This window comes from Neobacillus camarae, from assembly GCF_054950115.1.
Window position 1 is genome coordinate 869168 of record NZ_JBUCKX010000002.1, and the last position, 16790, is coordinate 885957.

Here is a 16790-nt window from a genome sequence, read left to right on the forward strand (position 1 = left end):
AGTTTTGAATTGTTTCTTAATTAAAAGATTAGTAAAATAACAGTGAAAGCACTTACAATTTGCGGAGAAACGGAGCTTGCAAATGTCACGACCTACCAAAAGACAACAGAAAGCCATGCAAACTAAACAGCGAATTATAGATACAGCTCTGGAGCTCTTTGGTAGAAAAGGATTCGACTGTGTTTCAGTTGATGAAATAGTCAAGACTAGCCGTACATCAAAAGGAGCTTTTTATGTACACTTCAATTCCAAATATGAGGTGCTCCTCGAAAAATTTAAAGAAATGGATGAGTTTTTTGCCGAGTATATTAACACATTGCCAGAAGAGACAAGTAATTATGAAAAAATACTCCTTTTCACCGAATCCCAATTGATATATTTAAGAGATTGTATGGGCATGGATTTAATCAGAACTCTTTATATGAGTGCTTTAGTTCCAAATCAACCCAAATTCCTTTCGAATACTGACCGCCATCTTTTTAGGATTGTCCATACATTTGTTCATAATGGGCAAGAAACCGGAGAGTTTAAGAAAAATTTATCAGCCCAAGAGATTACCATGTTAATTACTCGCTGCATGAGAGGCACGCTGTATGATTGGGCATTGTTTGGCGACGAGTTGGATCTTGTTAAAGAAGGGAAAAAGTTTATCCAAACCATCCTAAACGGAATCCTCACAAAATAAAAAACACTAAACCTCAAAATGCAAGGTTAGAGTTTTTCCCCTTGATGAATGACCATTCTCTCAAAACTAGCATATAAAATGGATGCAAACACCCTTGGTGAATGGTAACACGTGTGATAAGTGTAACGAGTTCACTTTATATGTACAAATTACCAACCTAATTACAAGTAAAAACGCATTAGGATTCTAAGACGAATTCTAATGCGTTTTTCTGTGTTATAGAATAATCAAGTTTAAAACAACAGAAGTGATTTTATATAAGGAAAAGGAGAATTTATGTTAAGATTTTTCTATCATTAAGTGAAAAATTATATTAAAAAATAAAAAACTTAAAAACCATCTGGGGGAGTTATTTTATGGTTGAGCTCAAGGAAATAGTGTCTAAGTTAGATGATGAACTTGATATAAAATCATATGGAAAGGATGCATCTTTCAGTCGATTCATACCAAGAGTTTATGAACCTTTAAATTTTGATTGGAAAGCAGCCTTTGAAAAAGACTTTGTGGAATTATTTAATGGCCTCATGTTAAAAGGGGATACAAATGTAGAGAAAATTTTTCTAGCTGTGTTCCCTACAGACCAAGTATTGAAACGGTTTATAGAAGAAAGCAAAAGCGGTGACTTCCTTTTTATGCACCATCCCTTATTGATGGAGTGTGGGGACCCAAAAGGGGAATGGGGACAAGGTTTTGTGCCAATTAAAGAAAAATACATTCAACAAATGAAAGAGAAAAACCTGTCCGTTTATACTTGCCACATCCCATTGGATTGTCATAAACAATTGGGCACAAATATAGCCATGGCCAAAAGGCTAAATGCCGAAATCCTTGTTGATGCATCATTGCAGGCAAAAAATGAATATGTCCTATATGCTAATATCGAAAAAACAAACTCTGACAAGCTGATTTCCACTTTAGAGAAAATCTTTGAAATTCCTTATGTTGATTTTGAAGGTCAAAAATTGGCAGATATTCAAAGGGTTGCGATTGTTGCTGGATGTGGTGATGTAGTGGATTGGATGAAAGAAGCGGAAGAGAATGGTGTTCAAGCTTACATTACGGGCGAAATCCATTGTCATATTGATAATGAATATGGTAAAAAAAATACAAACAAATGATGGACTACGCTTCGAATACTTCGATGTCTTTAATCGGCGTTTCCCATTCCGCATCGGAATATCTTGTTCATAGGACATTAATGAAGGAATGGTTCGAGAAAAACTTTCCTATTGAAACAGTTTTAATCCCACAGGAAAAATGGTGGTTATAAAGGTAAGCTGTGAAATGAGAGTTAGATCTTTTGATTTGGGCTTCTAGTCATTATGCTGCCCTGTTGTGTTTATTAAGCCATTTTTGCAAATGATATGATGGATTGATTGCATGTGAGTTCGTTGAAAAAGGGAAACTATTTGACATAACACTAAAAGGTGTTATTATAACTAGTGACATTAAAAGGTGTTATATAGATTTGGAGGTATTAAGGAATGGAAATAAATGAAACACTACCGGAAATCCGCAAAACGATGGTACTGAAAGCACCGATTGAAAAGGTATGGAAGGCCGTTTCAACATCAGAAGGCATAGCTGCTTGGTGGATGCCTAGTACCCTTGAACCGCTCATGGGCCATGAGTTCGTTCTTCAAGCAGGGCCATTCGGGGATTCTCCTTGTAAAATTACCGAGCTTGACCCTCCAAATAAGATTGGTTTCAACTGGGGAAAAGACTGGCATCTTGAATTTGAATTGAAAAAGGTAGATGAGGCGGCCACGGAGTTTACCTTGATTCATTCTGGATGGGATGCAGAAAAAACCACGGAATTTGGGCAACCGCACACAGTCATTCGTGGAGTGATGGACGGCGGCTGGGAGAAAATCGTCAAAGAAAAGCTTCCTCACTATATCGAAGGATAATCTATTGGATGCATCCTTTTTCTTAATAGAAATTAAATACGGATGAGGAGAAAATCTATATGGAAAAAATAGACATAGTAAAAACAGTATATACTGAGCTTTTAGATGCTTGGAATCATCGGAATGCACGTGATATGGCCAAGTTATTCGCTAAGGATGGAGAGATGATTGGGTTTGATGGAAGCCAAGTTATTGGCAATCAGGAAATTTTTGCGCATGTAGCGCCCATTTTTGAGCATCATTTAACTGCCCGATATATCAGCAAAGTGAAGCATATCCAGTTTCTTAGTCCTGATATTGCTATTTTGAGGGCCATTGCTGGTATGGTGCCCCCTCAGCAAACGGATCTCAATCCCAATGTAAATGCGCATCAAACTTTGGTATTGGTAAAGATGGATGGAGTATGGCGTATTCAACTGTTTCAAAATACACCGGCACAATTTCATGGAAGACCCGAGTTGGTGGAGCAAATGACAAATGAATTGAGGGAGTTGTTGTCATAAAACGGAAGTGAGCTTTTTACTTTTATCGGTCTAGGGAAGCAAAGGGGGAAGTGCTATTCACTTCCCCTGTTTTTCTCAATATTGGTTTGTCAGCAAGGTCAATAGTGTACTAAGGACTGCGGTGCCAAGCAGTATAAACACATAGGCTGCCTTCTTTTTTAACCGTTTCCTCCGGACATATTCTTCCGGTGTGGTCCATAAACTTTTTGACATAAAACATTACTCCTTTATGATGAGGCTGTGTTAGGCTTGCTTGCTTTTTTCCGCCCCAATGCGCTTTTTTACACAGCCGTTATAAAAAAATGAATAGACCCTAAACGGAGGATTGTGTTAGGGTCTATGTCACTATTCTTTCGTTACAGATAATTCGATATGGCGGTCTGCCTCTTTGGCAGCTGTCATTAGACTCATAATTACTAGCATGAAAAAGGACCCCGTCACTAAACCTGCAGCAAAAGCAAACATTGTGTTCCCTCCGTTTTACATAAATCGCAGGAAGGTTCATATTCGGTAACTGGCTAGCATAGCGTTGCGCCTTAGCCCCTGTAGTTTTGCGCCATCACCTTTCGGTCATTTTGCCCTTTCGTACGAGTTATGAATGTGATTAACAGTATTTACCTGTTATTTTTTATATCGGCATCCTTCTCCAAAAAGTTTAGGGTTCAAATAACAACTTTTTAAAAAATAATTCCTACACAAGTAAAATTGCGGCAGCCATCATCAGCTGCCGCGCAGAATTACGATGGTCACCCGGCGGTTGGCCTGGCGATGCTCGTCTGAGTCATTGGGATAAAGGGGCTTAAATTCACCATATCCGGAAAACTGCATCCGGCTTGGGGCTACCTGCTGGGTCTCAAAATAGTGAAGCACGCTTGCGGCACGCGCCGCGGAAAGCTCCCAGTTGGAAGCATAACTCGTATTGTGGGCCGGCACATTATCCGTATGCCCTTCAATATTGATTGGATTAGGCACCGTATTGATCAGGCCGACAATTCCGTTTAGAGTCTGATACGAACGCTCCTTCAATTCCGCCCGTCCGGAATCAAACAACACCACTTCTTTTAGGGACACCTCGATTCCTTTTTCTGTTTCCTGAAGCGTAACCGAGCTTTGCAGATTGTTGGCGTTGATGTAACTTTCCAACTGCTGCTTTAACACATTGAGTTCTTTGTCATTGTTTTCTCCGGTCTCTTCCTGTTCGGCATCCGCTTTAGGGAGTGTAGGAGACAGTCCGGCTTTTTTCTCCTCAATTTGGGTTCCCGTCAGTTCCGACTGGAACGATTCCATGATGGATTGATATTTCTCTTTGTCAATCGTGCTGGCCGCATACAGCACAATAAATAACGCCAGCAGTAATGTAAGCAAATCCGCATAGGGGATCAGCCAGGACTCGTCCGTATGTTCTTCGTGTTCGTTGTCAAACACCCGCTGCCGTCTTTTCATGCCATGCTCTCCTCCAAGTCCTCCCCAGGTTGTTGTTTTTCTAAGGCCTTTCGTTCGGAGGGTGGAATATGGACAGACAGTTTTTTCTCTAAAGCGCTTGGGAGCACTCCTTGATAAATCGACAATAGCCCCTCAACCATTAAAAGCTTTAATTCCTGCTCCTGTTTGGACAGCCGCTTTAACTTGTTGGCTAGCGGGTTCCACAGCACATATCCGGAAAAAATCCCGAGCAGGGTGGCGATGAAGGCAGCGGCGATGGAATGGCCGATTTTTTCAATTTGCGATAACGAACCGAGAGCGGCAATCAAACCGACGACGGCACCAAGCACCCCAAGTGACGGAGCATAAGTGGCTGCTTGTGAAAAAATCAGCGCACCTGTCTTGTGGCGCTGACTAATCGCTTCTATCTCCTCCATTAACACTTCCTCGATAAATTCAGTTTCATACCCGTCAATAATCATTTCTAATCCTTTCTTGAAAAAAGGGTCATCTGCGGATTCGGCCATTTCCTCCAGTGCCAAAAATCCTTCCCGTTTGGCAACTTCCGCGCATTCGATTAAAATCTTTACCTGTTCTGCTTTCGAAGGGAGCTTCGGTTCAAACAGGGCAATTTTCAGCAACTTCGGGAAATTCTTGATTTCGCGAAACGGAAACGCAATCAACAAGGCGGCAACGGTACCGCCAAAAATAATCAAAAATGCCGCAGGGTTGTTCAAAGCCGTGAGCGGCGCGCCTTTTAAAATCATTCCGACTCCGATGACGAGCAGTGCTAATAAAATTCCAAAAATACTAGACATAATTTTCTCCTTTGGTTTATTCTTTAGTGTAGTTTTATCAAAAGCAATTGCTCCGTGTACTTTGCGAAAGGGGTGCCTCGAATGAAGATCCAACAGACCCATGGAGTCAGCCAGGAACGCTTTGTATCTGTCCGGGAAAAGGGAAAGGATTCCCTTGCTTTCCAGCAAGTTTTTCATGAAACACAGCACGATTTCACCGGGGAACGCCTGCAGACGCTTCTGAAACAGCTGGACCAAAACGGAAGCCGCCTTGCTGCCTCCCAATCCGTTAAGGATTTGCTTGACTATAAACAAAGCATCCAGGATTTTTTAAAAGAGGTCGTGCAGAACGGTTATTCCTTAGAAGAGTATCGGCATTTTCAATCCAATGGACGAGATAAGAAGCTGAAAATTATTAAACAAGTTGACCAGCAGTTGATTAAAATTTCGGAACAGGTCATGGAAAAACAAACCTCATCGGTGGAGCTGTTAAAGACCATCGGCGAAGTAAAGGGATTGTTGGTCAATTTATATACATAAGGGAGGACTGAGAATATGCTGAGAGGGATTGATACGGCCGCATCCGGCATGATTGCGCTGCAAAGAAGACAAAATGCGTTGACGAATAATCTAGCAAACGCGGAAACGCCCGGTTTTAAACAGGACAGCAGCCCATTGCGGTCATTTCCGGAAATGCTGCTGTCGCGCATCAATCAAAATACAGGGATGGCACCCAAAATTGGGACTTTATCCATGGGGGTCTATAACCAGGAGAACTTGCCCTTATTTTCGCAGGGAAGTTTGGTAAGCACGAACCTGCCGTTTGATGTGGCGATCAACGACCAAGCACTTGCACCAAATCTGGAAAACGGCCAGACTGTCCAGCCGGCTGCTTTTTTTGCGGTACAAACAGCGGATGGGGGAATACAATTAACCCGCAATGGCCGGTTTTCGGTCAATGAAAATGGCCAACTGGTGACAGCCGCTGGAGATTTGGTATTGGGAAAGGACGGCCAGCCGATAGCGGATGCAGAAATTTCCGGTGGTGATATCTCCATCGGAACGGATGGTGAAATTATTGTGCATCCGGGAGACACTGCGAGTGCACGGATTGTTGGTTCGCTCGGCATCATGGTGGTAGACAATCCCAATCAATTAGTCAAAAAAGATAATGGATTATATGAACTGGAGGGTGCCACGGCGGTGATGCTGGAGCAAACCCTCCCAGCTGGATTGCAGCTGCAACATAAAATGATTGAGCAGTCGAATGTCGACCTGTCGCAAACAATCACCGACATGATGGGCAATATCCGCCTGTATGAGGCCAATCAAAAAGTCCTCCAGGCTTATGACACAACGCTTGAACAACTAAACACGATTGGAAGGGTATAACGGGTATGAATACATCTTTATTGATTGCCTCATCTGGAGTCCGGGCCTATCAGGGCAAGCTGGACACGATCGCGAATAATATCGCGAATGTGGACACTGAGGGCTTTAAACGACGGGAAGCCACCTTTTCCGAAAACTTGACGGTTTCGATTCAAAATCAGGCGGATACACAAGAGGAGGTTGGACGGAAGTCGCCGCTTGGAATCCGGACCACGTTTGGTTCCCGGATTGCGGCTACACCGATTGAGTGGACCCAGGGTGCACCGAAGCAGACTGATCAGCCGTTTGATTTCATGATTGAAGGCAGCGGGTATTTTCAGGTGCGCCGATCGACTGACTCGGGAACGGAAGTTTTATACACGAGAAGCGGAGCGTTTCAGCAGACCCCGATCGGAGCCGGACGCTTCCAGCTCGTTAATGCCCATGGTGATGTGTTGTTAGACCAAAACGGCAATCCGATTGAATGGAGCAACGACCAGAAGTTTGTTGTGGCGGCTGACGGAACGATTGAAGGGACTAACCAAAGAATTGGCGTAGTCAATTTTACCAATCCCCAATTGCTTAAAGAGGACGGCGGCGTTTACCGGTTATCTGGTGGAGCGGTTACAGGGGCGGGCTCGGATGTTCAAATCAGGCAAGGATATTTAGAATCGTCCAATGTCGACCTAAATCAAGAGATGACTGATATGGTTAAGACGCAAAGGGGCTACCAAGCAAATGCCCGAGCACTAAGCTATGCGGACCAAATGATGGGGATCGCCAATGGCATTATGAGATCGTAACGATGAAAGGCGGCGGCATTTTTACAGTGCTGCCGTCTTTTTTAATAGCCATAGACCCAATCGGGAGTCGAATGTGGGTTCTTTGGAAAAACTTTAACAATTTCAAAGAAAAATTCCCTAAACAACAAACCATCAAGTGCCGATACATCAGGTAAGGAAAGAGTTTAAAGGAGCGGGCGTAATGAAAATCAATCCAATCAACCGAATTGATGCGGCTTATCAGGCATATCAAAAGAATCAACAGCCTCGGACGGAGGAAAAGAAAGAGGCACAAACCGATAAAGTGGAATTATCAAGCGAAGCCAAGCTGCAAATCCAAAAAGACAAAGAGGCCAAAATTGAGCAACTGAAAGCACAAATTGCCAATGGCACGTACAAAGTCGACAGTGAAAAGCTGGCCGAAAAATTGTTGTCAGTCTGGAAGTCGGGTGCAAAAATCGATGAATAGCCTGACCGAAGTTTTGCGGATGTTAACCGACCTGCACATGACTCTGCTCGAGACCGCCAAGAAAAAACAGGAAATTCTAATATCTGCAGAAATCAATCCGCTGTTGGCCGTGATGGCGGATGAATCCAAGCTCATCAAAAAAATCAAAGCAGTGGACCGGATGAGAATGGATGTGTTAGAGCATGACTATTCATATTTTCCACTTTCAAAACTGATTGAAGAACAGCAGGATGATGAGATAAAAGCAGAGTGGACGGCAAAACTGGAGCTATTGCAGCGCTTGTTTGAGGAAATCGAAAAAGTCAACCAGATGAATCAGCAGCTGCTTGAGCAGGCGCTAACCTATACTCAGTTCATGATCGAGCAAATGCTGCCGCGACGGCAGGAAACCGGGCTTTATAATGCGGGCGCAGAAACCGCTTCTCAGGATGCTCGAGAGTATGCGTTATTATTTGACTTAAAGGCATAGGGGAGAAAACAATGTATTCTACCTTCCATGGTTTAGAAATCGGAAAAAGAGCGATTTTATCACAACAGACAGCCCTCAGCACGACCGGACAGAATATTGCCAACGCCAACACGAAAGGGTACACACGGCAGGAGTCAGTGCTTTCGTCATCCATTCCTCTCGCATCCCCGAGCCCCAATAACGGCACGATTCCGATGCAAATGGGTACGGGTGTGGAAGTGTCCGAGTTTCGGAGGATTCGTGAAAACTATTTAGATTCCCAATTTCGCAATGAACAGCAGCAGGCTGGGTTTTTGGAAGCCAAGGCAGATTCCTTGTCCCAACTGGAGGATGTGTTCAACGAACTTTCCGGCACGGGCTTAAGCACCTCTCTCAATAATTTTTGGCAGGGGCTGCAGGAGCTGGCGAAACAGCCAGAGAGTTTATCGGCGAGAGTGATCGTTACAGCGAACGGAAAAGATTTGGCTGACAACTTAAATCAGCTTTACTCAGGAATTGCCGATGCAGAAAAAAGTATGGAGGAACAGCTTCAGGCAAAGGAAGCTGAAATTAATTCTGCTGCCAGTGAAATTGCTTCTCTTAATCTGCAAATCTCTAAAAGTATAGGCTCCGGACAACAGCCGAATGATTTGTATGACCGCCGGGATTCGCTGCTTGATAATCTTTCGAAACTGGTGGACATTGATGTAAGGCAAGGTGATAATGGCCGGGTCAATGTTTTGGTTGGCGGCGAGAAGCTGGTCAATGGGAATAATGCAAGCGAGGTTAGCATCGACCCGGATAAAGGCGGGTTGCTCGTATCCGACAGGCTAGTCTCGTTAACTGGCGGTGAAATCCAGGGATTACTTGAAACCCATGGTTATACGGATACCAATGGAAAAACGGTTGGACGGATTCCTGAATTGCGGACGAATCTCGACCTTTTGGCGACGACCATAGCGGAGGGCTTAAACGAGATTCATGCCAGTGATGAAGCGAGAAATTTGGATGATATTCGGGCGCGGAGCACGGATCCAAATGCCGCACTGGATCAACTAAAGTTTTTTGTCGATAAAGACGATCACACCCAGCCGCCGAAAAATGCCGGGAGCATGATCGTGAATCCGGAGCTGCTGGATAACCCATCTAAAGTGGCTGCGGCCACATCGGATAATTTCGGCGATGGTTCGAATGCCTTGAAAATGAGTGATTTGTTTACGGGAAAACTTAATATCGGCGATACCAACACGACAATTGGAGACTTCTATCAAACAGTCATCGGCCAATTGGCAACGGAGGTTCAGTCGGCAGAGCAGTCCAGCAACGATGCGGATATGATGGTGACCATGGTGGATAATCAGAGACAGTCCGTATCGGGTGTGTCGATTGACGAAGAAATGACGAACATGATCCGTTACCAGCAAGCCTACAATGCCGCTGCCCGTTATGTGTCGGCGGTCAATGATTTGCTGGATACGTTGATTAACGGAATGAAATAATTATGACGGGAAAGGGGGATGAGGATGCGAATTACGCAGCTAATGATCAGCCAGCAATTCATTCAAAATTTTCAGCGCAACAATACGTCCATGGAGAAGATCAATGGACAAATTTCCACTGGGAAAAAGTTTGAAAAAGTATCGGAACAGCCCGGTGCGGCGTTAAAGGGTTTAACGCTTCGTTCCTCCCTGAGTCAAGTGGAGCAGTACCAAAAAAACGCGCAGGACGGCATTGATTGGAGCACCGCGGTGGATGGGGAGATTGGCAATGTCACCGATGTGCTCCAGCGCGTTCGCGAGCTGACGGTCGAGGCCAGCAGTGATACGGTGAACGAAAATGACCGGAAAAATATCGCCGTAGAGATTAGCTCCCTGATCCAGCAGGTGGGAGATATCGCGAATACCGCCTATGGCAGCGGCTACTTGTTTTCGGGTACGGACTTGAACACGCAGCCATATCAGGATGGTGTTTTGCAAGAGACCAACCCTAGCGGAAAAGAGTGGACGATTGGCCAGGGCATGAGTGTGAATGGAAAGGTTCATGCCGTTTCGGTGTTTGGTTTTTCCCCTGATGGGAAAAATTTGTTTGAAACATTGGATGGCCTAGCACAAACTTTAGAGGGCGGAGAGAACCCGGGCTCGCTATTAAATTCGATTGACCAGCAGCTGGATAACTTGATCACCCAGCGGACAATTGTCGGGACGAATCAAAACCTGCTTGAGTTGGCGGCTAACAAGTTAGATCAGGCCCAGTATCTGCAGCAAAAAATGTTGTCCGATACGGAAGATACCGACATTGCGGAAGCCTATACGCAACTGACCCAGCAGGAAACAGCCCTGCAGGCGGCAATGACGGCTGGCAGTAAAATATTGCAGCTCAGCTTGGCGGACTTTTTACGATAAACATAGAGAACACAGCGGTGTCCCCATCTTGGAAAGAAGGTGGGGATGTCTTATTTATAAAAGATATGAGGGGAAAGCATGGTAATTTTAGCAGGGGTGGCAGGAGTTATTCTAGTTATTTCTATTATATATGCAATGAACGCTAAAAAAACGGAAAAACGGACGGAGGCAAAACCTGAGCCGAAACCGGTGAACCGCCGGGATAATTTCAGGGTTCGGGTCAACCTCCAAAATTCGGTGATGGAGGTTCTTCAGGTAGGTGCCAATAATCTGCAGGAGTTTGACGAATGTGAAGTAAAGGATATTAGTGTGGGCGGAGTGGGCCTTGTCAGTTATTATGACCTTCCATTGCAACAACAAGTGTTTGTCAAGTTGCACTTCTACCTGAACGGAGAGGCGTTTACTCTGGATGGCCGGATTGTCCGCAAAATCGAAAGGATAAACCGGAGCAGTTTCTTCTATGGAGTCGAGCTTCTTAATCTATCCAACAAAGATGAAGAACGTCTATTGAAAGAAATTGTTGCTTTGGAAAATCGTCGCAGAAAAACGGCCATAAAATAAATTATTTTTCTCGTTTTTCCCTCTACACCATGGGGAGTGGTGTCGATACATAGAAGTACAGAGGGAAAAAATTCCTCAATTACAGGAGGTATACAAAAATGAGAATTAATACTAATGTTGCAGCTCTTAACACTCATCGTCAGTTAACGGCCGCATCCAACAATGCAGCAAAAAACATGGAAAGGTTGTCATCAGGTCTTCGGATCAACCGCGCCAGTGATGATGCAGCAGGTCTTGCCATCTCTGAAAAAATGCGTGGACAAATCCGCGGATTGGAAACAGCACAACAAAACGCACAAAACGGTGTTTCTTTGCTTCAAACGGCTGAGGGTGCTTTGAACGAAACTCACTCGATTCTTCAGCGTATGCGTGAGCTCGCTGTTCAGTCTGCCAACGATACCAACACTTCTTCTGACCGTGAAAAGCTTCAAGCAGAGATGAATACTCTATCAGAAGAAGTAAGCCGCATTGGTTCCACTACTGAGTTTAATGGTAAGAAACTGTTAAATGGTTCATTTGATGGTACATTCCATATTGGGGCCAACCAAGACCAAAACATGAGCATCCAAATTGGTGATGCCCAGTCATTTAGTTTAGGGGTAGCAGGTTCTGTCGGTATTGAACAAACAAGCACCTATACTGCTGGCTCGGCAACAACAGGAGATACATTAAAGGCTGGAACTTACAATGTTTCTAAAAACGGATCAACATATGAAGTGAAAGATGAAAATGGAAAGGTAGTTGCGGATAGCTCTGACGGCTTAACCTTTACTACAAAAGCATTTGATGGAACTACTGGGGATGATTCCTTTACATTTAGCCAAGCTGTTACTTCAGGTACATTAAGCTATGACGGTACAGATGTTAAAGCAACAGCTCAGTTTACCAACAGCGGACTTGAAGCAGGTTCCTATACTTATAACGCAACGGATAATGTCCTTTTGGATGCGCATGGGGAAGTGGTGGCACGTTCTACAGACGGCGTTGATTTCAAGGGTGATAGTGGAACCTCAGTATTTAAAGCCACAGTAGCATTAACAGATGGCGATGAACTTAAAGTAGGCGGAGCGGACATTTCTAATCAAGATGCAGCCAATACAGCGATTACTTCCATTAACAATGCGATTGAAACAGTTTCTGCAGAGCGTTCTAAAATGGGAGCCGTGCAAAACCGTCTAGAATTTACCAATAACAGTTTAGGAACTACTGCTGAAAACTTAACATCAGCTGAATCCCGTATTCGTGATGTTGATATGGCAAAAGAAATGATGACATTCACTAAGAATAATATTCTTTCTCAAGCAGCCCAGGCTATGCTTGCTCAGGCTAATCAGCAGCCACAAAATGTTCTTCAATTACTTCGTTAATAGATTGAAAAGTGAAAGCTTACTATTTTCTCTCATCTTTTTGTATAAAGCCGGAATCTCGCTATTCCGGCCCTTTTAAATATTTTTTAAAAAAGGAGGGGTTTTTTTTGAGGAAGCTCAAAACACTCCCACTGATCGTCAGTGTTTTGCTGATTGCACAACTGTTCTTTCCGATGATTGGCGCTCTGGCGGCGGAGCTGCAGGCGCCTGCTAATCTGAAAATCTATGAACGGTATCCTGGCAGTGCAGTCATTGAATGGGATACGGTTCCATACAGTTCTGGATATAAAGTGTACCGCTTGGACGGGGATGTAAAGACACAAGCGGCCCAGGTTACTACTAACAAGGCGTATATCTCCCTAAAAGAAGGAACCTATACCTATGCAGTCACCTCGATTGTAAATGGGCAGGAATCACCCTTATCTCAACCTGTGTCCATTGACATCGTTTATCCAGAAATGCAGGCACCCACAAATATAAACGCATCAGTACAACGTTATTATGATGTAACTCTAAGCTGGGAAAGTGCCAGCTATGTTCACTATTATAAAATCTATCAGGTAGTGGATGGAGTCAGGAAATTAATTACTACAACAGAACAAACCACTTATCCTTTTAAAACCTTGTCTGAAGGACATTATGTATATGAAGTTACCAGCTATAATAGTATCTTTGGAGAATCAGAGCAGGCGGCCCATATTGAAGTGGATGTCGTTTATCCACAAATGGAGGCCCCTGCTAATCTCAAATATTCTATAGCAAATGGTAATGATGTAACATTAAGTTGGGACCGTGCCACCAATGCAAATAAATATAATGTTTATGAAGTAGTTGATAATAACAAAACACTTGTTACTTCTACGACTGATTTATCTGCTGTGATAACAAATGTATCGGAGGGAGCCCATCATTATGAAGTGACCTCCTACAGCTATACTTTTAAAGAATCACAGAAAGCAACTGCAATTGATGTTGAAGTCATTCATCCAGATTTACAGACACCAGGCAATTTGAAGTTTTCAATCACAAACGGCAATGATGGAGCCTTAAGCTGGGGCAAGGTGGATTATGCAACGAACTACAAGGTCTATCAAATCATTGACGGGTCAAGAGTGCTGCTAAAGCAGACTCCTTATCAGCAGTTCAGTTTTACCAACATGGAAGAAGGAAATTATATTTATGAAGTAACGGCATTCAGTGACCGATTTGGTGAGTCGGCCCCAGCAAGGCTGGAGCAGCAGGTGGTTTATCCTGAAATGCAGAAACCTGCAGGATTTGCTGCGACGGTTTTAAATGTCAATACCCTCTATCTAAAATGGAACAAGGCGGAATACGCAACAACTTATAAAGTGTACCAGGTGGTAGATGGGGAACGGAAATTTGTTGCTGATATCAACAATACATATACAGCAATAAATAATTTACCGGAAGGTCATTATGTATATGAAATTACCTCCTACAGTGACCGCTTTGGAGAATCAGCTGAGGCTTCGCGTGTAGAAGCGGATATTGTTTATCCAGAAATACTTCCGCCGTATGTACAGGCATATGCTAATCAGGAAGCAAAGTCAATAGCTCTCTGGTGGGATGCAATCGATTATGCCACCTCCTACGATATTTACCAAGTAGTAGATGGACAGCGCACGCTCCTGCAAAATACACCGAATAACCGGATTGTTTTTAACAATATGCCTTATGGGGCATATACCTATGATGTCGTCGGGCGCAGTAAATATGGAGACTCTGATCCTTCTAATCAAGTCACGGCCAGCATTGAGCCAATTTTAGAAGCGCCAACCACTCCAAAAGCTTCGGTTACAGGGAACGACGCAGTCCTTAGCTGGGATCCAGTAAAAGATGCGGACTCTTATAATGTATATGAAGAGGTCAATGGGGAACGGCTTCTTGTCGATAACACGACAGATTCGGAATTAACGTTAGAAGACCTGGAGCCTGGTGAACATACGTACGTCATAGTTCCTGTTTCCGTAACAGGGAAAGAATCCAGCAGCTCCACAACCATCAATGTGGACGCCCAACAATTGGATACCACCCCGCCAGTAACAGAATCAAATGTAGTAGACAAGTGGTATCAAGGGGAAGCAGCAGTAGAACTAACCGCAAACGATGATTTAAGTGGCGTTGCGAAGACTTATTATTCTTTAGATGGAATCAACTTTGCTGAAGGCACAAACTTCGTAGTAAGTGAACCAGGAATCAAGACCGTTTATTTCTACAGCGTAGATAACGCAGGCAACCTAGAAGAAGTAAAAACAGCTGAAGTGAAGGTTGACGAAGCACCTCCAGTAACTACCTCTAATGTACCTGAGGGGTGGCTAAACGATTCATTCCTAGTTGACCTAACTGCGACAGATGATTTTAGCGGAGTCGAAAAAACCTATTACTCTATCAACGGTTCTGAATATACAACCGGTTCAAGCTTTGTAGTCAGTGATCCGGGAGTGAATACTGTGACCTTCTTCAGTATAGACCGAGCAGGAAATATTGAAGACGAAAAAACAGTTGAAGTCAAGATTGATAAAACAGCTCCAGAAACCGTAGCGAATATAGAAGACAAGTGGTATCAAGGCGACGTGGCAGTAGAATTAACGGCTACTGACGACCTTAGTGGAGTAGCGCACACCTACTATTCGATTAACGGCTCAGAATTTGCCGAAGGAACATTGTTTACGGTTACAGATGAAAGCGTGAATAAAATCTCCTTCTATAGTGTAGATAATGCAGGCAATGTTGAAGAAACACAGACAGTTGAAGTGAAAATTGATAAAACAGCACCAGAGACCGTCTCTGATGTTACTGACAAATGGTATCAAAGTGAAGTTCTTGTAAAATTAACAGCAACGGATGACTTAAGCGGAGCAGCACACACCTACTATTCTGTTAACGGTACCGAATATGTAGAAGGTACAAGATTCACTGTCAGCCAACAAGGCGTCAATAAAGTCTCCTACTACAGTGTGGATCATGCCGGCAACGTAGAAGAAGTAAAAACAGTTGAAGTAAAGATTGATAAAAACGCTCCAGTAACAACATCCAATGTGATCAACCAATGGAATCAAGGGGACGTGACAGTAGAATTAACGGCAGCGGATGATTTAAGTGGAGTAGCGCATACCTACTATTCTGTGAACGGCTCAGAATTCGCAGAAGGTACCAGTTTCACTGTAACAGATGAAGGTGTCAATAAAGTCTCCTTCTACAGCGTGGATAACGCAGGCAACGTAGAGGATCCGAAGACGGTTGATGTGAAAATGGACAAAACGGCTCCTGTCACAGAATCCAACGTAAAAGACCAGTGGAATCAAGGGGATGTAGCTGTAGAATTAACACCAACAGACAATCTAAGCGGTGCAGCGAAGACCTATTATTCTATAAACGGTTCCGAATTCACAGAAGGAACAAGTTTTACAGTAAGTGAAGAAGGGATTAACAAAGTATCCTTCTACAGTGTCGATGACGCAGGCAACAAAGAAGAAGCAAAAACAGTCGAAGTGAAGATTGATAAAACAGCACCAACTGTTACCGTCCCGATGAAAACGGAAGTCGCTCTTGGCTCCACCATCACAGTGGATTACACGGCTGTGGATAACCTTTCAGGGATTGTGGCAGAAGAAGTCACTCTTAATGGGAAGAACTATCAAAAAGGTGACCCAATCAATCTTGACCAGCCAGGAGAGTACAAACTCCTTGTTAAAGCAACTGATGCAGCAGGGTGGACAACTCAGGTGGAAAAAATATTTGTTGTCTACGTGGCAGCTGACCTTGAAGTCTTGCCAAAAGTGATTAAAGGAAACAAAGGTGTATTTACCGTAAAAGTCGATTTGCCTTGCAAATATCTGTTCCAGACATTTAATGTTCCTACCGTTAAATTAAACGGCGTTTCCGCAGCCTCTAAGAATTTTGGTCTGCAAATGCAAGCGGAATTCGGAATGTTCAAATTCGAGCGGGAAGATTTTGATTGGAAAAAAGGCGAAACCGAACTTGAATTGCGCGGTTACCTGGATAATGGTGTTTTGGTGATAGCCAGAACCACAGTTGATGTAAAATAGCGA

At 43.6% G+C, this 16790-nt stretch carries 17 protein-coding genes, 1 pseudogene and 1 riboswitch; of the genes and pseudogenes, 14 read left to right on the forward strand and 4 right to left on the reverse strand.

The genetic code is table 11. The features are described from left to right. Nucleotides 1–82 precede the first annotated feature (82 nt). The 4 genes and pseudogenes from ACY8D0_RS11825 (at nucleotide 83) to ACY8D0_RS11840 (ending at nucleotide 3098) form a co-directional block, all read left to right on the forward strand. Nucleotides 83–685 (forward strand): TetR/AcrR family transcriptional regulator, encoded by a 603-nt coding sequence (locus tag ACY8D0_RS11825; RefSeq protein WP_462410705.1) that lies wholly within the window; start codon nucleotides 83–85, stop codon nucleotides 683–685. Between the two features lie 356 nt (nucleotides 686–1041). Further along, nucleotides 1042–1955 (forward strand): annotated as a pseudogene (locus ACY8D0_RS11830) (Nif3-like dinuclear metal center hexameric protein). A gap of 214 nt (nucleotides 1956–2169) precedes the next feature. Further along, complete coding sequence (locus ACY8D0_RS11835) at nucleotides 2170–2595, forward strand: SRPBCC family protein (protein WP_462410706.1); 426 nt, start codon at nucleotides 2170–2172, stop codon at nucleotides 2593–2595. A 59-nt stretch (nucleotides 2596–2654) separates the two neighbouring features. Further along, nucleotides 2655–3098 (forward strand): SgcJ/EcaC family oxidoreductase, encoded by a 444-nt coding sequence (locus tag ACY8D0_RS11840; protein ID WP_462410707.1) that lies wholly within the window; start codon nucleotides 2655–2657, stop codon nucleotides 3096–3098. A 75-nt stretch (nucleotides 3099–3173) separates the two neighbouring features. Here the strand turns inward: ACY8D0_RS11840 and ACY8D0_RS11845 are convergent, their stop codons facing one another. The 4 genes from ACY8D0_RS11845 to motA all read right to left on the reverse strand — a co-directional run bounded on the left by ACY8D0_RS11845 (nucleotide 3174) and on the right by motA (nucleotide 5338). Next, nucleotides 3174–3311 carry a hypothetical protein gene (locus ACY8D0_RS11845; protein WP_462410708.1) on the reverse strand — a complete coding sequence of 46 codons (138 nt, stop codon included), beginning with the start codon at nucleotides 3309–3311 and terminating at the stop codon, nucleotides 3174–3176. 132 nt (nucleotides 3312–3443) lie between these two features. Then, nucleotides 3444–3563, reverse strand: a complete 120-nt coding sequence (locus ACY8D0_RS11850; protein ID WP_462410709.1) for a DUF3789 domain-containing protein — start codon at nucleotides 3561–3563, stop codon at nucleotides 3444–3446. Nucleotides 3564–3604: 41 nt separating this feature from the next. Next, a riboswitch (cyclic di-GMP riboswitch) is annotated at nucleotides 3605–3688 on the reverse strand. 130 nt (nucleotides 3689–3818) lie between these two features. Continuing rightward, a complete protein-coding gene (locus tag ACY8D0_RS11855; RefSeq protein ID WP_462410710.1) occupies nucleotides 3819–4541 on the reverse strand; it encodes a flagellar motor protein MotB in 723 nt (240 codons plus the stop codon). Then, a complete protein-coding gene (gene motA, locus ACY8D0_RS11860; RefSeq protein ID WP_462410711.1) occupies nucleotides 4538–5338 on the reverse strand; it encodes a flagellar motor stator protein MotA in 801 nt (266 codons plus the stop codon). The genes ACY8D0_RS11855 and motA overlap by 4 nt, the downstream gene beginning before the upstream one ends. A gap of 81 nt (nucleotides 5339–5419) precedes the next feature. Here motA and ACY8D0_RS11865 point away from each other — a divergent pair, with 81 nt between their 5' ends. The 10 genes from ACY8D0_RS11865 to ACY8D0_RS11910 all read left to right on the forward strand — a co-directional run bounded on the left by ACY8D0_RS11865 (nucleotide 5420) and on the right by ACY8D0_RS11910 (nucleotide 16787). Then, on the forward strand, nucleotides 5420–5857 hold the full coding sequence (locus tag ACY8D0_RS11865) for a YaaR family protein (protein WP_462410712.1): 438 nt from the start codon (nucleotides 5420–5422) through the stop codon (nucleotides 5855–5857). A gap of 15 nt (nucleotides 5858–5872) precedes the next feature. Continuing rightward, complete coding sequence (locus tag ACY8D0_RS11870; protein WP_462410713.1) at nucleotides 5873–6709, forward strand: flagellar hook-basal body protein; 837 nt, start codon at nucleotides 5873–5875, stop codon at nucleotides 6707–6709. Nucleotides 6710–6714: 5 nt separating this feature from the next. Beyond that, a complete protein-coding gene (locus tag ACY8D0_RS11875; protein WP_462410714.1) occupies nucleotides 6715–7491 on the forward strand; it encodes a flagellar hook-basal body protein in 777 nt (258 codons plus the stop codon). 181 nt (nucleotides 7492–7672) lie between these two features. Next, nucleotides 7673–7939 (forward strand): flagellar biosynthesis anti-sigma factor FlgM, encoded by a 267-nt coding sequence (gene flgM / locus ACY8D0_RS11880; RefSeq protein WP_462410715.1) that lies wholly within the window; start codon nucleotides 7673–7675, stop codon nucleotides 7937–7939. Next, nucleotides 7932–8408 carry a flagellar protein FlgN gene (locus tag ACY8D0_RS11885; RefSeq protein WP_462410716.1) on the forward strand — a complete coding sequence of 159 codons (477 nt, stop codon included), beginning with the start codon at nucleotides 7932–7934 and terminating at the stop codon, nucleotides 8406–8408. Before flgM ends, ACY8D0_RS11885 begins: the two co-directional genes overlap by 8 nt. Before the next feature lie 11 nt (nucleotides 8409–8419). Continuing rightward, nucleotides 8420–9886, forward strand: a complete 1467-nt coding sequence (gene flgK / locus ACY8D0_RS11890; RefSeq protein ID WP_462410717.1) for a flagellar hook-associated protein FlgK — start codon at nucleotides 8420–8422, stop codon at nucleotides 9884–9886. A gap of 24 nt (nucleotides 9887–9910) precedes the next feature. Further along, nucleotides 9911–10789: a flagellar hook-associated protein FlgL gene (gene flgL / locus ACY8D0_RS11895; protein ID WP_462410718.1), complete on the forward strand. Its 879-nt coding sequence runs from the start codon at nucleotides 9911–9913 to the stop codon at nucleotides 10787–10789. A 78-nt stretch (nucleotides 10790–10867) separates the two neighbouring features. Beyond that, nucleotides 10868–11350, forward strand: a complete 483-nt coding sequence (locus tag ACY8D0_RS11900) for a PilZ domain-containing protein (protein WP_462410719.1) — start codon at nucleotides 10868–10870, stop codon at nucleotides 11348–11350. A gap of 98 nt (nucleotides 11351–11448) precedes the next feature. Further along, nucleotides 11449–12717 carry a flagellin N-terminal helical domain-containing protein gene (locus ACY8D0_RS11905; RefSeq protein WP_462410720.1) on the forward strand — a complete coding sequence of 423 codons (1269 nt, stop codon included), beginning with the start codon at nucleotides 11449–11451 and terminating at the stop codon, nucleotides 12715–12717. 107 nt (nucleotides 12718–12824) lie between these two features. After that, nucleotides 12825–16787 carry an OmpL47-type beta-barrel domain-containing protein gene (locus ACY8D0_RS11910; RefSeq protein ID WP_462410721.1) on the forward strand — a complete coding sequence of 1321 codons (3963 nt, stop codon included), beginning with the start codon at nucleotides 12825–12827 and terminating at the stop codon, nucleotides 16785–16787. The last annotated feature ends 3 nt before the right edge of the window (nucleotides 16788–16790 follow it).